At 73.2% G+C, this 19,390-nt stretch carries 16 protein-coding genes; 7 read left to right on the top strand and 9 right to left on the bottom strand.

Translation table 11 applies throughout. The features are described from left to right. Positions 1–105: 105 nt before the first annotated feature. Both ABZ479_RS34955 and ABZ479_RS34950 read right to left on the bottom strand, forming a co-directional pair. Positions 106–486, bottom strand: a complete 381-nt coding sequence (locus ABZ479_RS34955) for a hypothetical protein (RefSeq protein ID WP_500465312.1) — start codon at positions 484–486, stop codon at positions 106–108. 1,481 nt (positions 487–1,967) lie between these two features. After that, positions 1,968–2,930, bottom strand: a complete 963-nt coding sequence (locus ABZ479_RS34950) for a zinc-binding dehydrogenase (protein WP_500465311.1) — start codon at positions 2,928–2,930, stop codon at positions 1,968–1,970. Between the two features lie 154 nt (positions 2,931–3,084). On the opposite strand from ABZ479_RS34950, the gene ABZ479_RS34945 reads away from it, so the two are divergent. After that, positions 3,085–3,723 (top strand): TetR/AcrR family transcriptional regulator, encoded by a 639-nt coding sequence (locus ABZ479_RS34945; RefSeq protein WP_500465310.1) that lies wholly within the window; start codon positions 3,085–3,087, stop codon positions 3,721–3,723. A gap of 111 nt (positions 3,724–3,834) precedes the next feature. On the opposite strand, the gene ABZ479_RS34940 is transcribed toward ABZ479_RS34945, so the two are convergent. Beyond that, positions 3,835–7,557, bottom strand: a complete 3,723-nt coding sequence (locus tag ABZ479_RS34940) for a S8 family serine peptidase (protein WP_500465309.1) — start codon at positions 7,555–7,557, stop codon at positions 3,835–3,837. Positions 7,558–7,792: 235 nt separating this feature from the next. On the opposite strand from ABZ479_RS34940, the gene ABZ479_RS34935 reads away from it, so the two are divergent. Next, positions 7,793–8,293, top strand: a complete 501-nt coding sequence (locus tag ABZ479_RS34935; RefSeq protein ID WP_500465308.1) for a hypothetical protein — start codon at positions 7,793–7,795, stop codon at positions 8,291–8,293. Between the two features lie 9 nt (positions 8,294–8,302). Here the strand turns inward: ABZ479_RS34935 and ABZ479_RS34930 are convergent, their stop codons facing one another. Beyond that, positions 8,303–9,241: a LysR family transcriptional regulator gene (locus ABZ479_RS34930; protein WP_500465307.1), complete on the bottom strand. Its 939-nt coding sequence runs from the start codon at positions 9,239–9,241 to the stop codon at positions 8,303–8,305. A gap of 100 nt (positions 9,242–9,341) precedes the next feature. Between ABZ479_RS34930 and ABZ479_RS34925 the strand changes: the two genes are divergently transcribed. The 3 genes from ABZ479_RS34925 to ABZ479_RS34915 all read left to right on the top strand — a co-directional run bounded on the left by ABZ479_RS34925 (position 9,342) and on the right by ABZ479_RS34915 (position 11,102). Next, the gene (locus ABZ479_RS34925; RefSeq protein ID WP_500465306.1) at positions 9,342–10,127 is read left to right on the top strand and encodes an SDR family NAD(P)-dependent oxidoreductase; all 786 of its coding nucleotides are present in this window, start codon (positions 9,342–9,344) and stop codon (positions 10,125–10,127) included. A 128-nt stretch (positions 10,128–10,255) separates the two neighbouring features. Continuing rightward, complete coding sequence (locus tag ABZ479_RS34920) at positions 10,256–10,429, top strand: hypothetical protein (RefSeq protein WP_499606727.1); 174 nt, start codon at positions 10,256–10,258, stop codon at positions 10,427–10,429. Positions 10,430–10,517: 88 nt separating this feature from the next. Then, positions 10,518–11,102 (top strand): hypothetical protein, encoded by a 585-nt coding sequence (locus ABZ479_RS34915; protein ID WP_500465305.1) that lies wholly within the window; start codon positions 10,518–10,520, stop codon positions 11,100–11,102. Here the strand turns inward: ABZ479_RS34915 and ABZ479_RS34910 are convergent. From ABZ479_RS34910 to ABZ479_RS34890, 5 genes are all read right to left on the bottom strand, one after another. Then, entirely contained in the window at positions 11,065–11,451 is a 387-nt protein-coding gene (locus tag ABZ479_RS34910; protein ID WP_500465304.1) for a thioesterase family protein, read from the bottom strand. The genes ABZ479_RS34915 and ABZ479_RS34910 overlap by 38 nt on opposite strands. Positions 11,452–11,573: 122 nt before the next feature. Beyond that, complete coding sequence (locus tag ABZ479_RS34905) at positions 11,574–11,957, bottom strand: DUF488 domain-containing protein (protein ID WP_500465349.1); 384 nt, start codon at positions 11,955–11,957, stop codon at positions 11,574–11,576. A gap of 75 nt (positions 11,958–12,032) precedes the next feature. Continuing rightward, positions 12,033–14,444 (bottom strand): ATP-binding SpoIIE family protein phosphatase, encoded by a 2,412-nt coding sequence (locus ABZ479_RS34900; protein WP_500465303.1) that lies wholly within the window; start codon positions 14,442–14,444, stop codon positions 12,033–12,035. Between the two features lie 208 nt (positions 14,445–14,652). Beyond that, the gene (gene murQ, locus ABZ479_RS34895; protein ID WP_500465302.1) at positions 14,653–15,549 is read right to left on the bottom strand and encodes an N-acetylmuramic acid 6-phosphate etherase; all 897 of its coding nucleotides are present in this window, start codon (positions 15,547–15,549) and stop codon (positions 14,653–14,655) included. Positions 15,550–15,607: 58 nt separating this feature from the next. Continuing rightward, a complete protein-coding gene (locus tag ABZ479_RS34890) occupies positions 15,608–16,558 on the bottom strand; it encodes a MurR/RpiR family transcriptional regulator (protein WP_500465301.1) in 951 nt (316 codons plus the stop codon). A 205-nt stretch (positions 16,559–16,763) separates the two neighbouring features. Here ABZ479_RS34890 and ABZ479_RS34885 point away from each other — a divergent pair, with 205 nt between their 5' ends. Beyond that, complete coding sequence (locus ABZ479_RS34885) at positions 16,764–17,759, top strand: N-acetylglucosamine kinase (RefSeq protein WP_500465300.1); 996 nt, start codon at positions 16,764–16,766, stop codon at positions 17,757–17,759. 8 nt (positions 17,760–17,767) lie between these two features. Beyond that, the gene (locus tag ABZ479_RS34880; protein ID WP_500465299.1) at positions 17,768–19,351 is read left to right on the top strand and encodes a sodium:solute symporter; all 1,584 of its coding nucleotides are present in this window, start codon (positions 17,768–17,770) and stop codon (positions 19,349–19,351) included. Positions 19,352–19,390: the final 39 nt, after the last annotated feature.

Genomic DNA, 19,390 nt, shown 5'->3' with positions numbered 1-19,390 from the left:
CGGGGTACCACCGCGGCTGCTGCCGACGTTCGCACAGGTGTGATCACCTGTCAAGGGGGTGACGATTTTCGGACCTGCGAGGGCCACGGCGCCGTGCGCCGGATGTCACTGCCGGTAGACCGACTGGAACCGCTGGTACGCCTGGAGCCCCTCCGGGCCCAGTTCGCTCCCGAGGCCGTCGGCCTTCACGCCCCCGTACGCGGACATGAGGTCCGGCACGGCGTAGTCCAGCGTGGGTGCCGGCCGCTGGTTCTGGAGCGTCGAGCGGGCGCGGTACCCCAGGCCTTCGCTGGTCGTGTCCTCGGCGATCATGCCGCGGTCGGCCTCCGCGGCGTCCTGGACCAGGTCGACGAACGCTGCGATGCGCTGCGGGCCGAGCAGCGTCGCCGTTCCCCACTCGTAGTCGGTCACGGCGAGTGGGACGGCCTCCTCGCGGGCGAGGCGCGAGATGCGGTCGGATACCCCCTCGCCGTCCCACGCGACCACCCAGGCGCGTCCATGCCCTGTGCGAGCTGCCGGGCGATGGGTGCAGGTGCTCGACCTTCGTCGGTGGCGGCGCGTCGCAACGCCTGTACGGCCGACAGCTTGGGGGCGGCCCATCCGGGGGCTTCAGGGCCGTCGGCGAGCTGTCGGCGATGCTGCCGAGCGGGCGCTGCTCGGCCTGGGCGTACAGGTGCTGGCGGCGAGTCGACCACCATGTCGGGGCTGATCGCCACAGGGCACCCCCTGTTCACCGATTCGTGTGCACCGCCGTTCCTGCGCTGCCATGCTCGAACTGGGAGGTAACAGGCAGATGAGCGGCGACAATGGTAGTGAGGGGCCTCCGTCCGAGGCCGTGTTCACTGGACGATCCGAACCGGTCGTGGTTACTGGTGCGATTTACGGTGATTGGCTTGTGACTGCGGCCGCGATGTATGCCGCAACGCCATTCCTTACCGCGATTTCCGAACACTTCGGCTCGACGGTCGGCAGGAAGATCGATGAGTCGACGAGGGGTGCTCTACGCAAGATTCTGCGGCGCCATATTCCGGAAGATCGGCATTCCGTGGAACTAAGCACGCATCTGGGGTGGTTGGTGCACATCACGGATGAGCTCTCCGCAGAGGAGCTCGGGGAACTGTCAGCCTTGATGGCGGCGGAACCGCCACCCCCGAATGAGAATATGCATTCGGCGTCCCTCTTTCGTTCTAACGATGTATGGCTCCTTGTCGGCACGGTCGATGCGCGGAGCGTTGTTCACTATTGGGATGCCAGGGCGAATTGCTGGACGGCTGGCCCTCCGCCTAGGCGGCGGTAGGGCTCAGAGGGCGAGCGCCGACGGGGTCGGGCGCTGCCTGCCCGGTCGCGCGCAGGATCGCGGCGACCTCGGCCTCTACGGCGGTGTCGTCCCACTCGGGGTGAAGGATCTTGACCTTCGTCATGGTCGGCACGGCGTCGGCGCGGTTGAGCAGGTCGAGGGTCGTCGTCCGCGATTGCTCCGACTCGACGACGCTGGAACCGAACTCGACGGTCGGCCACTCCGGGGTGTACCGCCGGCCGAAGTGGACGGCGGCATCTTGAGCGTCGCCCAGACCTCGCGGTCCTCGTCGAACGCTGCGGCCATGCCAGCGCCCTGGTCGCGGAGGCAGCCGTCCGGGACGATCAGGCGGGCGCGGGCGAGGCGGATGTCCCGCAGCGTGGAGTCCCTGCTCCGCGAGGACCGGACCGCCCCCGGCGCCGACGTGACCGCGATGGCCCTGGCCGTGGTCGGCGGGGTCAACCAGATCCTGCTCAACTGGGTCGACGGCGACCTGGAGTTCACCCGGGAGACCTTCGTCGGCCAGGCGCTCCGCTTCTTCGACGCCGTCGCCGCGTACGGCGCCGGCACGCCGCCCGCGGAGCGCCGAAAGCCTCGACGCGCAGGGCTGCCGGGCCGAGGCGCGACGGCGGGCGGCGGCGGCCGTCGCGGGGCGCCGGCGCGCCCTCGGCTACGGCGTCAGGACGATCCTGCCGAAGACCTCACCCGCGTCCATCTTCCGGTGCGCGAGCACGGCGGCGTCCAGGGGCAGCACCTCGTGCACCACCGTCTCGATCCCGCCGCGCGCGGCCGCGGCGAACTGCTCGCCGCGCACGGCCCGCAGGTCGGCCGGGGCGACGGTGGCCGTGCTGAAGGTGGCGAACGACAACGACCTCCGGAACGCCGCCATGATCGTCGCGCCGAAGTCCGCGGGCGGCTGACCCGCGACAGCGCCCACGACCACCATGCGGCCGTTCGGGACGAGCCGGTCGAGGAACGACGGCATGGCCTCGCCGGCCACGACGTCGACGATCACGTCGTAGCCCGCCGGGGCGTCCTGACCGCCGGCGCCGGAGCGGTCCAGCACGTGCGTCGCGCCCAGACGCCGCAGCCGCTCGCCGCGCGCGGCCGACGACGTCGTCACCGCCACCGCGGAGGCACCGCCGCGGGCCGCGAGCTGCACCGTCATGATCCCGATGCTGCCCGTCGCGCCCCGCACCAGCACCCTCTCCCCGGCGGCGAACCGCGCGTGGCGAAGGCCGAAGTGCGCCACCGCGCCGGCACTGCCGAGCGTCACGGCGTCGGCGGCGGGCAGGCCCCCGGGGAGGGGAAGCACCTGCTCGACCGGCACGACGGCCTGTTCGACGTAGCCTCCGCCGGTGCCGGTGAAAGCCCACACCCGCCGCCCGGTCCACGAGGCGTCGACCCCGTCGCCGACCGCGGTGACGGTGCCCGCCACCTCACTGCCCGGTACGAAGCCCTCCGTGAAGCCGTACGCGGCCAGGGCCCCGCTCCGGATCACCGTGTCGACACCGCCGACGCCCACCGCCTCGGTGGCGACGAGCACCTGCCCGGCAGCGGGCACCGGTACCGGCAGGTCGACGACGGCCAGTCCCTCGGGACCGCCGAACTCCTTGATCACCACTGCCTTCATCGTCGTCTCCACGTTCCCGTTCCCGGACCGCTCCGCGCGGTCCCGTTCCGTACCCCGCCGGCGACCGCCGCCGGTGGGACCGGGGCGCTCGTGGCGGGCTCTGACGTCGTGGACGGTAACCGGACGCCCCCGTCCGCTTGGGTAAAGTGAGAGCGTGCCCGGTCGATTGCCCCAGAAGTTGCGTTCCGACGCCGCGGACAACCGCGAACGCGTCCTCGAAGCGGCCCGCGCGCTGTTCTCGGCGGACGGCCTGGACGTGCCGATGCGGGAGATCGCCCGGCGCGCGGGGGTGGGGCCCGCCACGCTGTACCGCCGCTTCCCCAGCAAGCAGGCGCTGATCGCCGAGGCCTTCGCGGACCAACTGCGGGCATGCCGCGCCATCGTCGACGAGGGGTGCGCGGACCCCGACCCGTGGCGCGGCCTGTGCCGGGTGATCGAGAGGATCTGCGAGCTGCACGCACGCGACCGGGGCTTCACCGAGGCCTTCCTGTCGGCCTTTCCCGGGGCTCCTGACCTCGCCGGCCGGGAGTACACGGTGAAGGCCGTCGCGGGACTGGCCCGGCGCGCCAAGGACGCCGGACGCCTGCGCCCCGACTTCGTCCTGGACGACCTGATCCTCGTCCTCATGGCCAACAAGGGGATCCACGCCGCGTCGGCCGCCACCCAGGTCACGGCCTCCCGGCGCTTCGCGGGGCTGGTCATCCAGGCGTTCGAGGCCCGCCCCCGGCACGCACCGCTGCCACCACCGGCACGGCTGGCACCCACGGCACCCACGGCGCCGCCCGAGCGCTGACCGCGGGCGAGCGGTGCCCCGCACGGCGTGGCGCGCGGCGGAACGGCCCGGGAACGCCGGTGGGCGGGGCCGCTGTTCGCGGTCCCGCCCACCGGGTGGTTCGCCGGGGTGTCAGCGCAGGCCGAACGCCCGGGTGATGGTCTGCGAGACGGTGTTGCCCTCCGCGTCCCGGGCGGTGACCCGGAGCGTGGCGAAGCCCGCGGACTTCGGGGCGCGCAGGCCCGTGCGCCAGCCGTCACCGCTGCGGTCCAGGCCGGCCCGCTGCCAGGTCTTCCCGTCGTCGTAGGAGACCTCGAGCGAGGGCTTCCCGATGGCGGCGGTCGTGCCGGGCAGGTGCGAGGCGGCCACCGTCAGCCCGGCGTGCCGGTCGGCGCGGCCGGTCCTGTCGGTGTCCACCCCGTAGTCGAGCTGGATCAGCGGCAGCGACACCGCCGCCTCGGGGCCGGTGGCCGCCGAGGTGAAGTTCCACTCGGTCAGGGTGTGCGTCGAGTACGGGTGGGTCCAGGCCGCGCGGTCGTTGTCGACGACCAGCCGGTAGGGCAGCCGCTCGGGGGCGAGCCCGGTGATCGGCAGGTACTCGGCGTTGCCCCAGTTGAGCTGCCGGTCGCCCTGGTAGAGCGACATCCAGTCCTTGACGTCGTAGTTGCCGTAGGCCTCGCCGACGTGGCCGGAGCCGGAGTCGCCCCAGCCGGGTGCGGGGATGTAGACGCCGTCGAGGTAGCGCACCGGCTGGTAGCCGATCGGGCCCATCCGGGGGCGCTGGATCGGCCCGAACCAGGAGACCTCGCCGGTCTTCCCGGCCGGGTAGCGCAGCACGTCCATCGCGTGCTGCCCCGTCTCGCCCGCGATGAACGCGTCGTCCAGCCAACTGGCGTCGGCGGTGACCCAGTCGGTCCGGTCGCCCTGGGCGGGGGTGGTGAGCTGGTTGCCGACCACCCAGCCGCGCCAGACGTCGGGGCGGAACTCCATCGCCTTGCCCTGGCGGTGGTTGCGGAAGGAGACGTCCACCTTTCCGAGGTCGTGCCGGCTGACGCGCCAGGTCGGGTCCGCCGGGACGGCGCCGGACCAGTGGTGCACCACGTCGTAGAGGTAGTCGGTGGTGGGGTTCGAGGTGACCTTCAGCTTGACCGGTCCGCGCCCGAGCGCGCTGATCAGGTCGGCACCCTGGTCGGCGTCGAGGGTCGCCACCGTCAGCGGCGCCGGGCTCTCCGGGCTCCACGGGGACTCGTCCCACGGCTGGAGCCGGCCGGTGCCGTCGTTGACGACGACGAGCACCTGCGCGCCCGCCGCCGCGGCGGCCTCGGCCTGGGCCTGGATCGAGGACGGGTTGTCGCCCCGCACCACGACGGCCTTTCCGCGTACGTGCGTACGGGCAAGCTCGGCGGTGGTGCCCTCACCGGCGTAGACCGCGGTGAGCGTCCGGGTGCCGGCGGGCAGCGGCTTGGCTCCGCGCTTGACCAGCGGGTCGGCGTAGGTCTTGGTGGCCGTCCCGATGGTCAGCGCCGGCTGCTCCAGGCGGAAGCGGGCACCGAACTCGAACTCGCCGTCGGTGACCTTCTTGCCGGTCGGGAGCGCCCAGATGCTGTCGTAGGTCGCGTTGGGCAGCATGGACGACTCGACCAGGCTGTCGCCGAAGGACCGGTGGACGTCCAGGCGCGGTGCGACGGCGGTGGTCTGCTGCGGGGCGCGCGCCAGGATCCGGCGCATCTTGCGGCCGTCGAGGGTGACGGACCGGTCCTGGTCCAACTGCACGTCGTTGAAGGCGAGGAGCGCCATGCCGAGCGAGTGCGGGCCGCCCGCACCCCGGACGTCCGCGGTGAGCCAGCCGCTGTAGGTGCCGACGGGCAGCCGCGCGGTGCCGGTGCCCGACTCGTCGAGGTCGATCGTCGTGAAGAGGCCCTTGGCGGTGAGCATGACCCGGCCGGCCAGCGGCTTGCCCGACCGGTCCTTGGCGGTGACGGTCAGGCTCTGCCGGCGGCCCTCCTTGGCGGCGCCGATCAGGGTCTTGGCGCGGACCGTTCCGGTGCCGTCCGTGCCGGTGACCATGCCGCTGAGCGACTGGTCGAGCGGCAGCCGGTCCAGCTCGGCGCTCAGGGAGACCGAGGCCGTACCGTGCGCCGGGACGGTGACCTTGTCCTCGGAGAGCGTGAACAGCCCGGCCGGGGCCTTCGAGTCGATCGCCAGGTTCAGGGCGACCGGTGCGTCGCCGGTGTTGGTGTAGGTGACCTTCTGGACGTCCGTCTCGCCCGGCGTCTGGGGCCAGGCGTGGAAGCCGGAGAAGGCGCTGACGGTCGCGAAGACCGAGGTGTGGACGGCGGCCGGTGCGTCCAGGCGGCCGGCACCCGCCTCGTACGGGGAGTACGCCGGGGTGGCCTTGGAGCTGCTGACCAGCGCCTCCTTCAACTGCGGGCCGGTCCAGTCCGGGTGGGCGGCGGCCAGCAGCGCGGCGGCGCCGGCCACGTGCGGGGTCGCCATCGAGGTGCCGCTCATCGTGGTGTAGTAGCCCGAGCCCCGCTTGTAGTGGGAACGGGCCGCCAGGATGTCGACACCGGGCGCGGTGATCTCCGGCTTCAGGCCGGCGTCGCCGTCACGCGGGCCGGTGCTGGAGAAGTCGGCGAGGTGGTCCGCGGAGTCCACGGCGCCCACGGTCAGCGCGGAGTCCGCGGCACCGGGGCTGCCGATGGTGTGCGGTCCGCTGTTGCCCGCCGCGATGACGAACAGCGCGCCGGTCTCGCGGCTGAGCCGGTCGACCGCCTGGCTCATGGGGTCGGTGTGGTCACCGGAACCGCCCAGGCTCATGCTGATGATCCTGGCCTGCTGGTCGCGGGCGGCCCATTCCATGCCCGCGATGATCCAGGACTCCTGGCCGCTGCCCTCGCTGTTGAGCACCTTGCCGATGTCCAGGCGGACACCTGGGGCGACGCCCCGCTCCTTCCCGTCGGAGGCGCTGCCGGTGCCCGCGATCGTCGAGGCGACGTGGGTGCCGTGACCCTGGTAGTCCAGGGTGTCCGGCTCGTCGGGGATGAAGCTGGCGCTGTCGGCGATCCGGTCGACGAGGTCGGGGTGTTCGGCGTCGACCCCGGTGTCGAGCACCGCGACCTTGACGCCCTCGCCGGTGTTGCCCTCCGCCCAGACCTTGTCCGCGCCGATCTGGGCGGTCGAGTCGGCCAGGTCGGCCTGCACCTTGCCGTCGAGCCAGACCTTGGCGACACCGCCCGCGAGGGTCGGCTTAGCCGAACGGGCCTCCGCCGCACCGGCACCGCCGGTCAGCGCCGACCAGAACGCCGGCGCCTGCGCCCGGTTCTGGGCGAGTGACGCGCCCTGGATGCTGTCCAGCCGGCGGACGTCGGTCGAACCCGCCATCTTCGGCCGGGTGCGGGACTTGGCGGCGGCGTCGGTGTAGCTCACGATGAGCGGCAGCCGGGACGAGTGCGCGTCGTCGTAACCGTCGGCGATCAGCCGCGTCACGTTGAACAGCTGCTCGTCCAGCTTCCCGGCGCTGACGTAGGGCAGGACGGCGTCGGGGTAGACGTACGTCGCCCCGTCGACGACCGCCCGGTGGAAACCGGTGGTCGTGCCGCCGGCGCCCTGGAAGGACCGGATGACGGTGCCGTCGGCGGCGGTGCCGATGGTGACCTTGTCGCCGGTGATGAGGGTGACGGTGTGCGTTCCGCCGTTGCCGGGTGGCCGTTGTGCGGCGCCGGCGGCGGGCCCGCGACCGGCGTGGTCCGCGGATACGGCGGCCGTGGCCGGTATGACCCCGAGTGCCAGGGCGGCGACCACGCCGAGCGCGATCGCCCCGGACCTGGGCCGGGGGATGTGAACCGTGGGCAAGGAAACTCCTCAAGCCATGTGAAGAGTGGACGGCCATTGATCTTCGAGGCGGTCATGTCCCCGCTCAAGGGTTCCGCGGCGTCGCTCTTGTGCCATGGCACAGTTGTGTCATCGCAGGTCCGCCCGAACGCCGTCGAGTGGCGTCGAGTGGCGACAAGACCCGCTATGACCGGGCGTTCGGGCACACGGGGAAACCTTGGTGCGGCCGGGAGGCCCGGGCGGGCAGCATGGTGCGGTGCCGGATCTGCTGTGGGACGACGTCCGCGACTTCTTCGACCCCGAGCTGATGGGGTCCCTTCCGGACGTGTGCGTGCCCGGCACCACGGCCGGCGACTGGCAGGCGGTGTTCGACCTCGTCCGCTCACGCGGCTGGGCGTGGACGTACGAGCAGGACGGAGTCCTCGGGCCGCTGCCACGGGCTGCGGATCTGTCGGAGCGTCAGAGTGATGCGGGGACACCGACGTTGGCCGTCTCGCCGGTCCCGGGTGTGACCGCGATATTCCGGATGTACTCGGCCGCGGAGGTCGACTTCGACGTGGACCTGCGCGAGTTGCGGGGCCAGAGGGGCGTGGACGTCCTGTGCGCCTTCCTCAGGGCCGTCGGCCGTCGGCTCGGCAAGGCGGTGCTCATGTCCGCCGAAGGGGACCACGGGCACCCGGTGCTGGGTTTCGACCCCGCGGTCGGCCGTGTGGTGGTCGTGGATGACGCAGCGCCAAACCGGCTGCTGCGCATCTGACATCGGGCCTCACCAGTCGCGGGCCGCCGCCAGGAGCCGTTCGCGTACGGCGGTGACCGGCGCGCGCCCGGGGGCGCCGGCCCGCGTGACCAGGAAGCCGGTGTTGATCGGCGGATCCTGCGGCGTCAGCAACTCCACCAGCGCGCCGGACGCCAGCTCCGCCTCGCACAGGTAGCGGGGGAGCACCGTCGCGCCCGCGCCGGCGACGACGGCGGCGAGCACGCCGCGCAGGTCCGGGACGACGACGGCGGGCCGGGCGCTCAGCCGGGTACGGAAGACGTGGCGCCAGTACCGGCGCAGGATCGGCAGGTCCTCGGCGTACGCCACCAGCGGAACCCCGTGCAGCGGGCCGGGGTCGTCGCAGGTGAGCCGCCCGAGCCCGGCCGCCCACTCCGGCGACGTCACCAGCACGAACTCCTCGTCCATCAGCGGCACCGCGGCCAGCGACCGGCCGCGCGGCCGCACCGCCGACAGGACGAGGTCGAAGCGGCCGGTGTGCAGGCCCTCGAGCAGTTCCTCGGCCAGGCCGGTCGTGACGCGCAGCAGGACGCCGCGCGCCGCCAGCGGCGCGAGGACGGGGAGCGCCCGCACCGACACCATCTCCGCCGGGCCCGCCAGGTGCACCGGTTCCTGGGGCGTCTCCGGTCCCGGCCGGCCGCGGCCGGCGACCTCGGCCAGCGCGTCCAGCGGCCCGGCGATCTGCCCGGCCAGTTCGTCGGCCACGGAGGTGGCGGCCACACCGCGCGGAAGCCGCTCGAAGAGCTGCCGGCCGAGCTGCTGCTCCAGGGCGCGCACCTGCGCGGTCACCGTCGGCTGCGAGATGCCCAGCATCCGGGCCGCCGTGGTGAGCGACCGGGCCCGGTGGACCGCCAGGAACGTGCGCAGCAGCCCCAGGTCCAGGGGGCCGCCGGGGACGGCCGCACTGCCATCGGGATTCTGATGAACCATGTCGACGATCCTATTGGCCTGCCGATGGACAGGCGACCTAGGGTCGGGCACGTTCCACCGCCGGCCGACCGGCGGTCACCAGGCCAGAAAGGTGAACGACATGGCCACGATCCTCATCACCGGCGCTTCCGACGGGCTCGGCCGCGCCCTGGCGGAGGACCTCGCCGCGGACGGCGGGCACACCCTGCTGCTGCACGGCCGCGACCCCGAGCGGCTCGCCGAGGTCGCCGCGGCCACCGGGGGCGAACCGCACCGGGCCGACCTCTCCTCGCTCGCCGAGGTCCGGCGCCTGGCCGCCGCCGTCGCCGCCCGGCACGACCGGCTGGACGTGCTCGTCAACAACGCCGGCGTCGGCTTCCACGCGGAGGGCACCCGGCGGCAGACCTCAGCCGACGGGCACGAACTGCGCCTCGCCGTCAACTACCTGGCACCGCTCGTGCTGACCCGGGAACTCCTGCCGCTGCTCCGCCGCGCGGCGCCAGCCCGCATCGTGAACGTCGCCTCCATAGGCCAGCAGCCGCTCGACCTCGACGATCCCCAACTCACCCGTGAGTACACCGACGTCGCCGCCTACTGCCGCTCCAAGCTGGCGCTCATCTGCCACAGCCTCGACCTCGCCGGGGAAATCGCCGGCACCGGCGTCACCGTCAACAGCGTGCACCCGGCGAGCTACATGCCCACCACCATGTCCCGGCGGTCGGGCATGGACGTCGTCGACACCCTGGAGCAGGGCGTCGCGGCCACCCGGCGCCTTGTCGACGCGCCCGAGCTGGCGGAGGTCACCGGCCGGTACTTCGAAGGGGAGAAGGACGCCCGGGCGGCCGCCGAGGCGTACGACCCGGAGTACCGCCGGCGTCTCGCCGAGGTGACCGCGTCGCTGCTGTGACCGGGGGCCCCGCGCCCCGCACGGGCAGCCCCGGGGAACTGGCTCAGCGGCCGCGTCCGCGCCGCGCAGGTGGTTTCGACCACCGTCCCACGGGCACGCGGCCGGTGAGAGGTCGTGGAGGTGCCGGGATGAGCGCCGCAGAGAAGACCAAGGCGAAGATGGAGCAGGTCGTCGGGAAGACCGTGCGGAAGGCGGCCCACGCGATGCACAAGGAGAAGCTCGCCGCGAAGGGCGCCGCTCTGGAGACGCGCGGGAAGATGCGGGGCGCGAAGGAGAGCACCAAGGACGTCTTCAAGCACTGACCCCGCCGGCTCCGCACCCACGGGCGGCCGTCCGCGCCGGGGTCGTGACCAGGTCGTGCCGTCCGGCCGGGTGTGGGACGCTCGAATCATGATTCCGGCGAACACGACGGGCGCCGGCGGCACCACGGTGTACTACGGCGACCCGGACAGCGCCCATGACCTCCAGGTGTTCCTCGAACTGCGGGACCGCCCCAGCCACACCATGGCGGAGAACCTGCTCGGCACCATGCGGAGGACCGCCGACGAGGGCGGCACGGTCCTGAAGTTCCACTTCGCGGCGGAGATCGACGACACCGTGGGCGGCATCGGCTCCCAGCGCGGACTGAGCGCCCTCGCCGCGGCGAGCGACACGGGGCAGCGGCAGTTCATGGACTACCTGGCGGTGCTCCTTCGTGAGCAGCCGTTCCCGCCGGTGAACGACCGCTACGCCGAGACCCCGGTGCTGCTGTCGCTGGCCAGCCGGGTCGAGGCCCTGAGGTCCGCCGACTTCGACCGCAAGGTCACGGACGGCACCTACCTGAGCTGGGCCGGGGACGCGGTCGGCGGGTTCCGCTCCTTCGGCGTCGTGGGGACGCCCGTCGTCCAGTACGACGACGAGGTCGTTCCCGTGGTGTCGTTCGAGGGCGGCTCGGCGATCACCGCGCAGGAGTTCCTGGACCGTCTCCCGCGCTGAGCGCGGCCGCCAGGAAACGCTCCCGGTCGACGACGGCGCGGTCGATCTCGCCCGTCGCGACGAGCCGGCCCGCGTCGTCCACGGCCCTTACGCGGAAGGTGAGGCGGCCGCCGGTGGGGGAGGGGGGAGGGTCCGCGGAGACGTCGACCTTGCCGCCGACCGGCGTGGCGCGGACGTGCTCGACGCGCAGCGCCGTCCCCACCGTCGTCTGGCCCGCCGCGGTGAAGGGCGCCGCCGCGTGCACCGTCTCCGCCTCCATCCAGGCGATCAACTGCGGCGTGGACAGTACGGGTACGTCTCCGCTGCCCACCGTCGTCGCGGTGTCGGCCTCGGTCACTACGTGGCGCATGCCACCACGCTAGCGCGCCCTCCCGGCACCGGGAGACGATCCGCGCCGCCGAGGCGATCCGTCGACGCATGTGGTGCCCGGGGGCGATCCGGGGCCGCTCGGCAGGAACCGGAAGCGACCGCCTAGCGCCCTGAGGATCCCGAGGACCCCTCGGAGTCCAGCCAGTCGGCGAGCACCGCGGCCTCACTGTGGTCGGCGTCCTTGGTGGCGGTGAGCAAGGTGACCTTGCCGTCCCCGGCGAGGTCGCGCAGGTGCTCGACGGCCGGCCGGTGATCGGCGTCCTCCAGCTCGGCGAGGTACCGGTCGCGGAACTCGGGGAAGCGCTCGGTGTCGTGGTGGTACCAGCGGCGCAGGTCCGCCGACGGCGCCACGTCGCGGAGCCAGGCGTCCAGGTGAGCCCGTTCCTTGCTGACACCCCGGGGCCACAGCCGGTCGACGAGCACGCGCTTGCCCTCCTGCGGCGAGGCGTCCTCGTAGATCCGCCGGTAGCCGAACCGTCCGGCCATGGCCGTCGCCGCCTTCCCGGTGCCGCCGTACCCCGCGATCTTCACTCTACCGGCGGTGCGCCGCCGCGGCCCGGCTCAGCCGGCCTGGTCCAGCTGCTGCTCCGACCAGATGATCTTCCCCCGTGCGGTGGGCCGGCTGCCCCAGCGGGTGGACAGCTGCGCCACCAGGAAGAGGCCGCGCCCGCCCTCGTCGAAGGTGCGCGCCCGGCGCAGGTGGGGGGCCGCGTTGCTGCCGTCGGTGACCTCGCAGATGAGGGAACGGTCCTTGACGAGCCGCAGGCGGATGGGGGCGCGGCCGTGCCGCAGGGCGTTGGTGACCAGTTCGCTGACGATGAGCTCGGTGGCGAAGGCCCGGTCCTCCAGTCCCCAGTCGGCGAGCTTCGCGTTCACCTCGTCGCGCACCCTCGCGACGGCGGCGGGCTCGGCCGGCACGTCCCAGTGCGCGACGTCGGCGGCGTCCAATGCGCGCGGGCGTGCGACGAGGAGCGCGGCGTCGTCACTGCCGCCCTCGGGGAGCAGGGTGTCCATGATGTCCTGGCAGACCGCCGTGATCGAGGACGTCGCCGCGGCCAGGGACGCCTGGAGCCTGGCGATCCCCTCGTCGATGTCCCGCTGCCGTGACTTGACCAGTCCGTCGGTGAACAGGACGAGCATGCAGTCCTCGGGCAGGGTGATCTCGACCGACTCGAAGGGGAGCCCGCCCAGCCCCAGCGGCGGTCCCTCGGGGAGTTCCACCCGGTGGCTGGTGCCGTCCGCCAGCACCAGCAGGGGTTCCACGTGGGCGGCCCGGGCCATCCGGCACCGGCGCGAGACGGGGTCGTACACCGCGTAGAGGACCGAGGCCCCGACCTCCGGATCGGGGGCGTCGGCCGCTCTCTCCTGGTCCAGCCGGTTCACGATGTCGTCGAGGCCGGTGAGCAGTTCCTCAGGGGGGAGGTCGACGTCGGCGAGGGTGCGGACGACCGAGCGCAGACGGCCCATCGTCGCGGCCGCCCGCACGCCGTGTCCCACGACGTCGCCCATGACCAGGGCGACGCGGGCGCCGGACAGCGGGATCACGTCGAACCAGTCGCCGCCCACCCCCGCGGCGAGGTCGGCGGGACGGTAGCCGTAGGCGGCGTCGACCGCGTTCTGGACGGGCGGCTCCCGGGGCAGCAGGCTCTGCTGCAGCGTCAGGGCCGTGCTGTGCTCGCGCTGGAAGTTGCGGGCGTTGTCGATGGACATGGCCGTCGTGGCGGCGAGTTCCTCGGCGAGCAGCAGGTCGTCGGCGTCGAACCCGGGCCCGCGGCGCAGGAACGTCACCACGCCGAGGGTGCTGCCCCGGGCGGTCAGCGGGGCGCAGATGGCTCCGCCGCGCGCGTTCCGGTCGAAGCCGCCCTCCAGCTCGGCCCAGATCGCGGCCTCGTGCGGCAGGTCGACCCGTACGGCCCGGCGCTCGGACAGGGCGCGGCCGGGCAGCGACCGCCGGTCCACGACGTGCCAGCCGGGGGTGTCGCCGGGCCCCTCGCAGGGGAAGCGGTCCAGCCGGGGGAGTGGCCACTCACGGCCGCTCGCGGCCGCGAGCCGGACCTCCACCGGGTCGCGGGAGGTCGTGCCGCCCCCGAGTGCCTGGGGCAGCAGGTGCACCATGGCGACGTCGGCGAGGTCGGGCACCGCGAGGTCGGTGAGCTCATGGGCCGTGCTGCCGACGTCGAGGGAGAGCCCGATGCTCCGGCGGGCGTCGTTGAGCAGGATCAGCCGACGGCGGGCCCAGTACTCCGCGGAGTTGTCCCGCGCCATGGAGCACAGTGCCACCACCGTGCCGCTCTCGTCCTGGAGGGGGTCCACGTGGATGGCCCATTGGCGGGGCCGCTTCTCCGCGGGCACCTGCTCGTGGGTGACGACGTACTGTGTGGTGCCGGTGTCACGGGCGCGGCGCAGCGCCTCCTCGACGGCGAAGTGCTGGCTGTCGGGGGTGAGGATCTCGGTGAGCCGGCGCCCGCGCATGGCGTCGACCTCGGCGTCGAACAGCCGGACCGTGCGCTCGTTGGCCCACAGCAGGCGCAGGCCGGGGGACCACACGACGATCGCCGCGGACGACTGGGACCAGGCGCGCTCCAGCATGGCGACGGTGCGGTCGGCCTCGTCGTCGCCGTCCTCGCCCGCCGCCGGGCCGGGCGGCCCGCTGACGAACCACACGGTGGAACGGCCGTCCGCGGACGCCGGCCGGATCATGACGTCCGCCTCGACCCTTCGCCCGGCCTTGTCCCGGAGCACCGTCCGGTCCGCCCAGCGGCGGGCGGCCAGGCCCGCCGCCAGGGTCCGGCGCGCGTCGGTGTCGACGAGGTCCAGCGCGGGCCGGCCGATCACCTCGTCGCGGCGGTAGCCGAGGATGCTCTCGGCTCCGGCGCTCCATCCGTCGACGCGGCCCGCCGGGTCGACGGAGATGACGGCGCCTTGGTGCGCCGCCGGTCCTCCGTGTGCGTCCCCCGGTTCCGCTGCGTGCATGTCGGGATCGTCTCGTCCATGGCCGTGTGTGGGGGCGGCTCGCCTCCCCAGGGGGAAACTGCCGCGTAGTGCGGCAGATTCCCCCGATCGCCGAGCCCTACACGGCGGGCGCGGTGACCGGGGGTGCGGACGGGGCGCCCGTGGCGTGGACCGTGCCGGACCGTCGTGACCGGAGCGTCGTGCCCGGCCGCCGCCCGTGGCGACCGGATCAGGCCTGGCCGGCGGCGGTGCGGGTGTCGCCGTGGGCCTGCTCGATGCGCCGGGCGGCGTCCTCCGCGGTGCTGCCGGTGAGCAGCATGACGATGGCGGTCTTGGCGTGGCCGCCCGCGGCGTCCAGGGCCTCGGCCGCGGTGTCGGGGTCGGCGCCGGTCGCCTGGACGACCATGCGCCGTGCCCGGTCGACGAGCTTCTTGTTGGTGGCCCGCACGTCCACCATGAGGTTCCCGTAGACCTTGCCGAGGCGGACCATCGACGCGGTGGAGAGCATGTTGCAGACCATCTTCTCGGCGGTGCCGCCCTTGAGCCGGGTGGAGCCGGTGAGGATCTCCGGGCCGGTGGGCACCTCGATCGGGATGTCGGCGTAGCGGCTGACGAGGGCGTCGCTGTTGCAGGCCACCGAGACGGTCACGGCACCGCGCTTCGCGGCGTGCTGGAGGCCGCCGATGACGTACGGGGTACGGCCGCTCGCGGCGAGGCCGACGACGGTGTCCCGCTCGTTGATGCCGATCTCGTCGAGGTCGGCGACGGCCCGGGCGGGCTCGTCCTCGGCGCCCTCGACCGCGACGATGAAGGCGCCGGGGCCACCGGAGAGCAGGCCCACGACCTGCTCGGGCGCGGTGCCGAAGGTCGGCGGGCACTCCACGGCGTCGAGCAGGCCGATGCGGCCGCTGGTGCCGGCGCCGAGGTAGACCAGCCGGCCGCCGCGGCGCAGGGACTCGGTGATCGCCTCGACGGCGGTGCCGATCTCGGGGAGGGCCTCGCGGACGGCGAGGGCGACGGTCTGGTCCTCGGCGTTCATCACGGTCAGGAGCTCGGAGACCGGCATGCGGTCCAGTTCGGCGGTCCGCTCGTTGCGGGTCTCGGTGCCGAGTGTGCTGAGGTCCACGGCGCGGTCGTCCTTTCGGTGGTGCTGGTGGTGCGGGGGTGTGGTGCGGGGCCGGCGGTCAGTCTTCGGCCGGTGTGCGGCGCTGGGGCTGCGGGCGCCTGCGGCGTTGCACGGCCCCGTAGGTCTTCTGCAGCGCCGCGGTCGTGGCGTCGTAGGAGCGCTGGGCGACGCCGACGAACAGGCAGTCGATCACGGCGAGCTGGGCGATCCGGCTGACGGTGGCGCCGGAGCGGAAGGGGGTCTCGCGGGCGCAGGTGGCGAGCACCAGGTCGGCGCTGTCGGCCAGGGTGGAGCCCGGGACGTTGGTCAGGGCGATGGTGGTGGCGCCGCGTTCCGCGGCGGCCTGCAGGGGCTCGACGGTGTCCTCGGTCTCCCCGGAGTGGGAGATCGCCAGGGCCACGTCGCCGGGGCCGAGGAGGGCGGTGGCGGTCAGGGCCGCGTGGCGGTCCGTCCAGATGAACGCCATGTGCCCGATGCGGTGCAGCTTCTGGTGCAGGTCCTGGCCGACGAAGGCGCTGGCGCCGATGCCGAAGATGTCCACGCGCCGGGCGCCCGCGACGGCGTCGACGGCCCGGCCGAGCGCCTCGACGTCCAGCGCGGCCCCGGAGTCCTCCAGGGCGCGGACCTCGTTGTAGACGATCTTGTGGACGATCTGTTCGAGGGTGTCGGTGGCGCTGATGTCGGTGCCCGGGGTCGGGCGCTCGCCGCCGAGGGCGTGCTCGCGGGCGGCGGCCGCGGCCAGCGCGAGCCGCAGTTGCGGGTAGTTGCCCAGCTTCATGGTCCGGCAGAAGCGCATCACGGTGGCGACCGAGGTGCTGGCCCGCTCGGCGAGGGCGCTGATGGACAGCTCCGACGCCTGGGCCGGATCGGCCAGGACGGCCTCCGCCACCCGCCGCTCGGAGGGCGCCAGGCCGGGCATGGCCGCGCGGACCCGGGCCAGGATGTCGCCGCCGGAGGCGGTCTCCTGTGCCGGCGGCGCGGAGGCGGGGGTCGGGTCCTGGGAGGCCATGGATGGGTTCCCTCCTGAGTGGGTGGCGTCAGCGTAACCACGTCCCGTCGGCTGCGTCAAAAATTTACGTGATGCATTTCGTGAAGTTACTTATTGACATACGGAGGTCTGCCTTCCGATACTCGCTGCACCGCGATCCGCACCGGTCACCGCCGACCGTGACCACCCGAGGTGCCGGATCCCGTACGACACGAGGGCGTGCCGCATGACAGCAGCAGTGGCTGTGGACCTGGGGAAGACGGGCTGCCGTGCCGTGCTCGTCGGCACGGACGGCACCGCCGGCCCCGTCCACGAGGTCCCGGGGGCACCCGGGCTCGCTGCCGAGGGCGGTGTCGAGGCCGCGCGTGCCGCGGTGCGCGCCGCCGTCCTGCCGCTGATCGAGGGGCACGCCCCCGGCCGGCTCGCCGCCGTCTGCGTCGGCGCCGCCGGAGCGGCCGCGGCCCCCGAGGCCGCCCGCACCCTGGCAGGACTGCTGCTGCGGGACCTGCCCGCCGACGAGGTCGCCGTCACCAGCGACGCCGTCACCGCCCACGCGGGCGCCCTCGGCGGCCGTACGGGCGTGGTGCTGGCCATCGGCACCGGGTCGGTCGCCATCGGCATCGGCGAGGACGGCTCGTACGCCCGCGTCGACGGCTGGGGCCCCTGGCTCGGCGACGAGGGCAGCGGCGCGTGGATCGGGGTGACCGGCCTGCGGGCCGCACTGCGCGCCCACGACGGCCGCGGCCAGGCCACCGCCCTGCTGGCCGCCGCCACCCGGCGCTTCGGCGACCCGGACACCCTGCCCGCGGCACTCGCCGCCGGCGGCAACCCCGCCCGCACCGCGGCCTCCTTCGCCCCGGACGTGGCCGCGGCGGCCGCCGCCGGCGACCCCGTCGCCGGGGAGATCGTCCGGGACGCCGCCACCGCACTCGGCGAGGCCGTCCTCGCCGCCGCCGCCCGGATCGGCGGCGAGGTCCTGCCCGTCACCGTCACCGGCGGGCTGACCGGCCTCGGTGAACCGCTCATGGCGCCGCTGCGCGCGGCGCTCGAGGCCTCCCCGCGACCGCTGGACCCGCGGCCCCCGCTCGGGGACCCGCTGGACGGCGCGCGCCTGCTGGCACGGGACGCCACCGTGCCGCACGAACCCCACGTCGTCCGAGTCCGCCGGACGACGTCACCCACTGTCCCCACCGCGCCGGTGATCCCGCCGGCTGTTGCTTAGGAGCGAGCGTGCGTCAACTCGACCTCGTCGTGATCGTCGTCTACCTGGTCGCGATCGCCTGGATCGGACTGCGACTGGCCGGACGGCAGAAGACGGCGAAGGACTACTTCGTCGGCGAAGGGCACATGCCCTGGTGGACCGTCTCCTTCTCCGTGGTGGCCACCGAGACCAGCGTGCTGACCGTCATCAGCGTGCCCGGCGGTGCCTACAGCGGGCAGGGCTTCGGCAACGTCGAACTCGCCCTCGGCTACGTCATCGGCCGCGTGGTCGTCGCCACCGTGCTGATCCCCCTGTACAAGCGCGGCGGGTTCGTCAGCGCCTACCAGTACCTGGGCAACAGATTCGGGTTGAAGCTGCAAGGGCTCGCCTCGGTGACCTTCGTCTTCACCCGCCTCCTCGCCGAGGGCGTCCGCCTGTTCGCCTCCGCGATCCCGATCAAGCTGCTGCTCGACGAGTTCGGCGTGAACGCGAGCTACCGCGTGATCATCATCGTCCTCACGCTGATCACCGTCGTCTACACCTACCTCGGCGGCATCAAGGCGGTCATCTGGACCGACGCCATCCAGATGGGCCTCTACCTCGGTGGCGCCATCCTCGCCATCGCCGTGCTCTCCGGCCACGTCGGCACCAGCGGCTTCTCCGACGCCCTGCACTCGGGCCACTTCAAGCTGTTCGACACCAACTTCGACCTCGCGCACATCCTCACCAGCCCGTTCGCCCTGCCGACCGCGATCATCGGCGGCGCCATCTTCGCGATGGCCAGCCACGGTTCCGACCAGCTGATCGTCCAGCGCGTCCTGGCCACCCGCTCCCTGCGCGACGGCCAGAAGGCCATGATCGCCTCCGGCGTCTTCGTCACCCTCCAGTTCGCCGCCTTCTCGCTCGTCGGCGCGCTGCTGTGGTCGTACAACAAGGGCAAGAGCTTCGCCGACCTGGGCCTGCACAGCTCCGACAACCTCTACCCGAACTTCATCCTGCACGGGCTGCCCGTGGTGATCTCCGGCCTGCTCGTGGCCGGCATCCTCGGCGCCGCGATGGGCTCCCTGTCCTCCGCGCTGAACTCCATGTCCAACTCGACCGTCGCCGACATCATCCACAGCTTCTTCCGCAGCACCCCCTCGGAGGAGTCGCTGCTCAAGCTCGCCCGGGTGATGACGCTGGTCTGGGCCGTGCTCATGGCGGTCTTCGCCTGCGCCTTCAGCACCAGCACCGGCAACGTGTACATCACCGGGCTGACCATCGCGGGCTACACCTACGGCGCGCTGCTCGGCGCCTTCCTGCTCGGCCGGATCGTCAGGCGCGCCAACGAGGTCGACGCGGTCGTCGCGTTCCTGGTCACGGTCGGCGTGATGACCTACATCGTGCGCTCGGTGAAGATCGACGTCACCGTGGCGGGCGCGACGGTGCCGACCGCCATCGCCGCCCAGTGGCTGGTGCCGATCGGCGTGCTGATCACCCTGGTCATCGGCGGTGTGATGAGCCTGTTCCACAAGGCTCCCGAGGTCCGCGAGGTGCACGAGGTCGAGCTGACCGACGGCGGACCGGAGTCCGGCTCCGGACCGGGCCGCGTCGCGGCGGGCGCCGGCGCCTGACGAGGACTCCCGGGGTGGGGGCCGCCGACGGGCGGCCCC

The sequence above is a fragment of the Streptomyces sp. NPDC005722 genome, from assembly GCF_040630935.1.
Lineage (GTDB): Bacteria > Actinomycetota > Actinomycetes > Streptomycetales > Streptomycetaceae > Actinacidiphila.
This window is presented reverse-complemented; position numbering and strand designations above follow the sequence as displayed.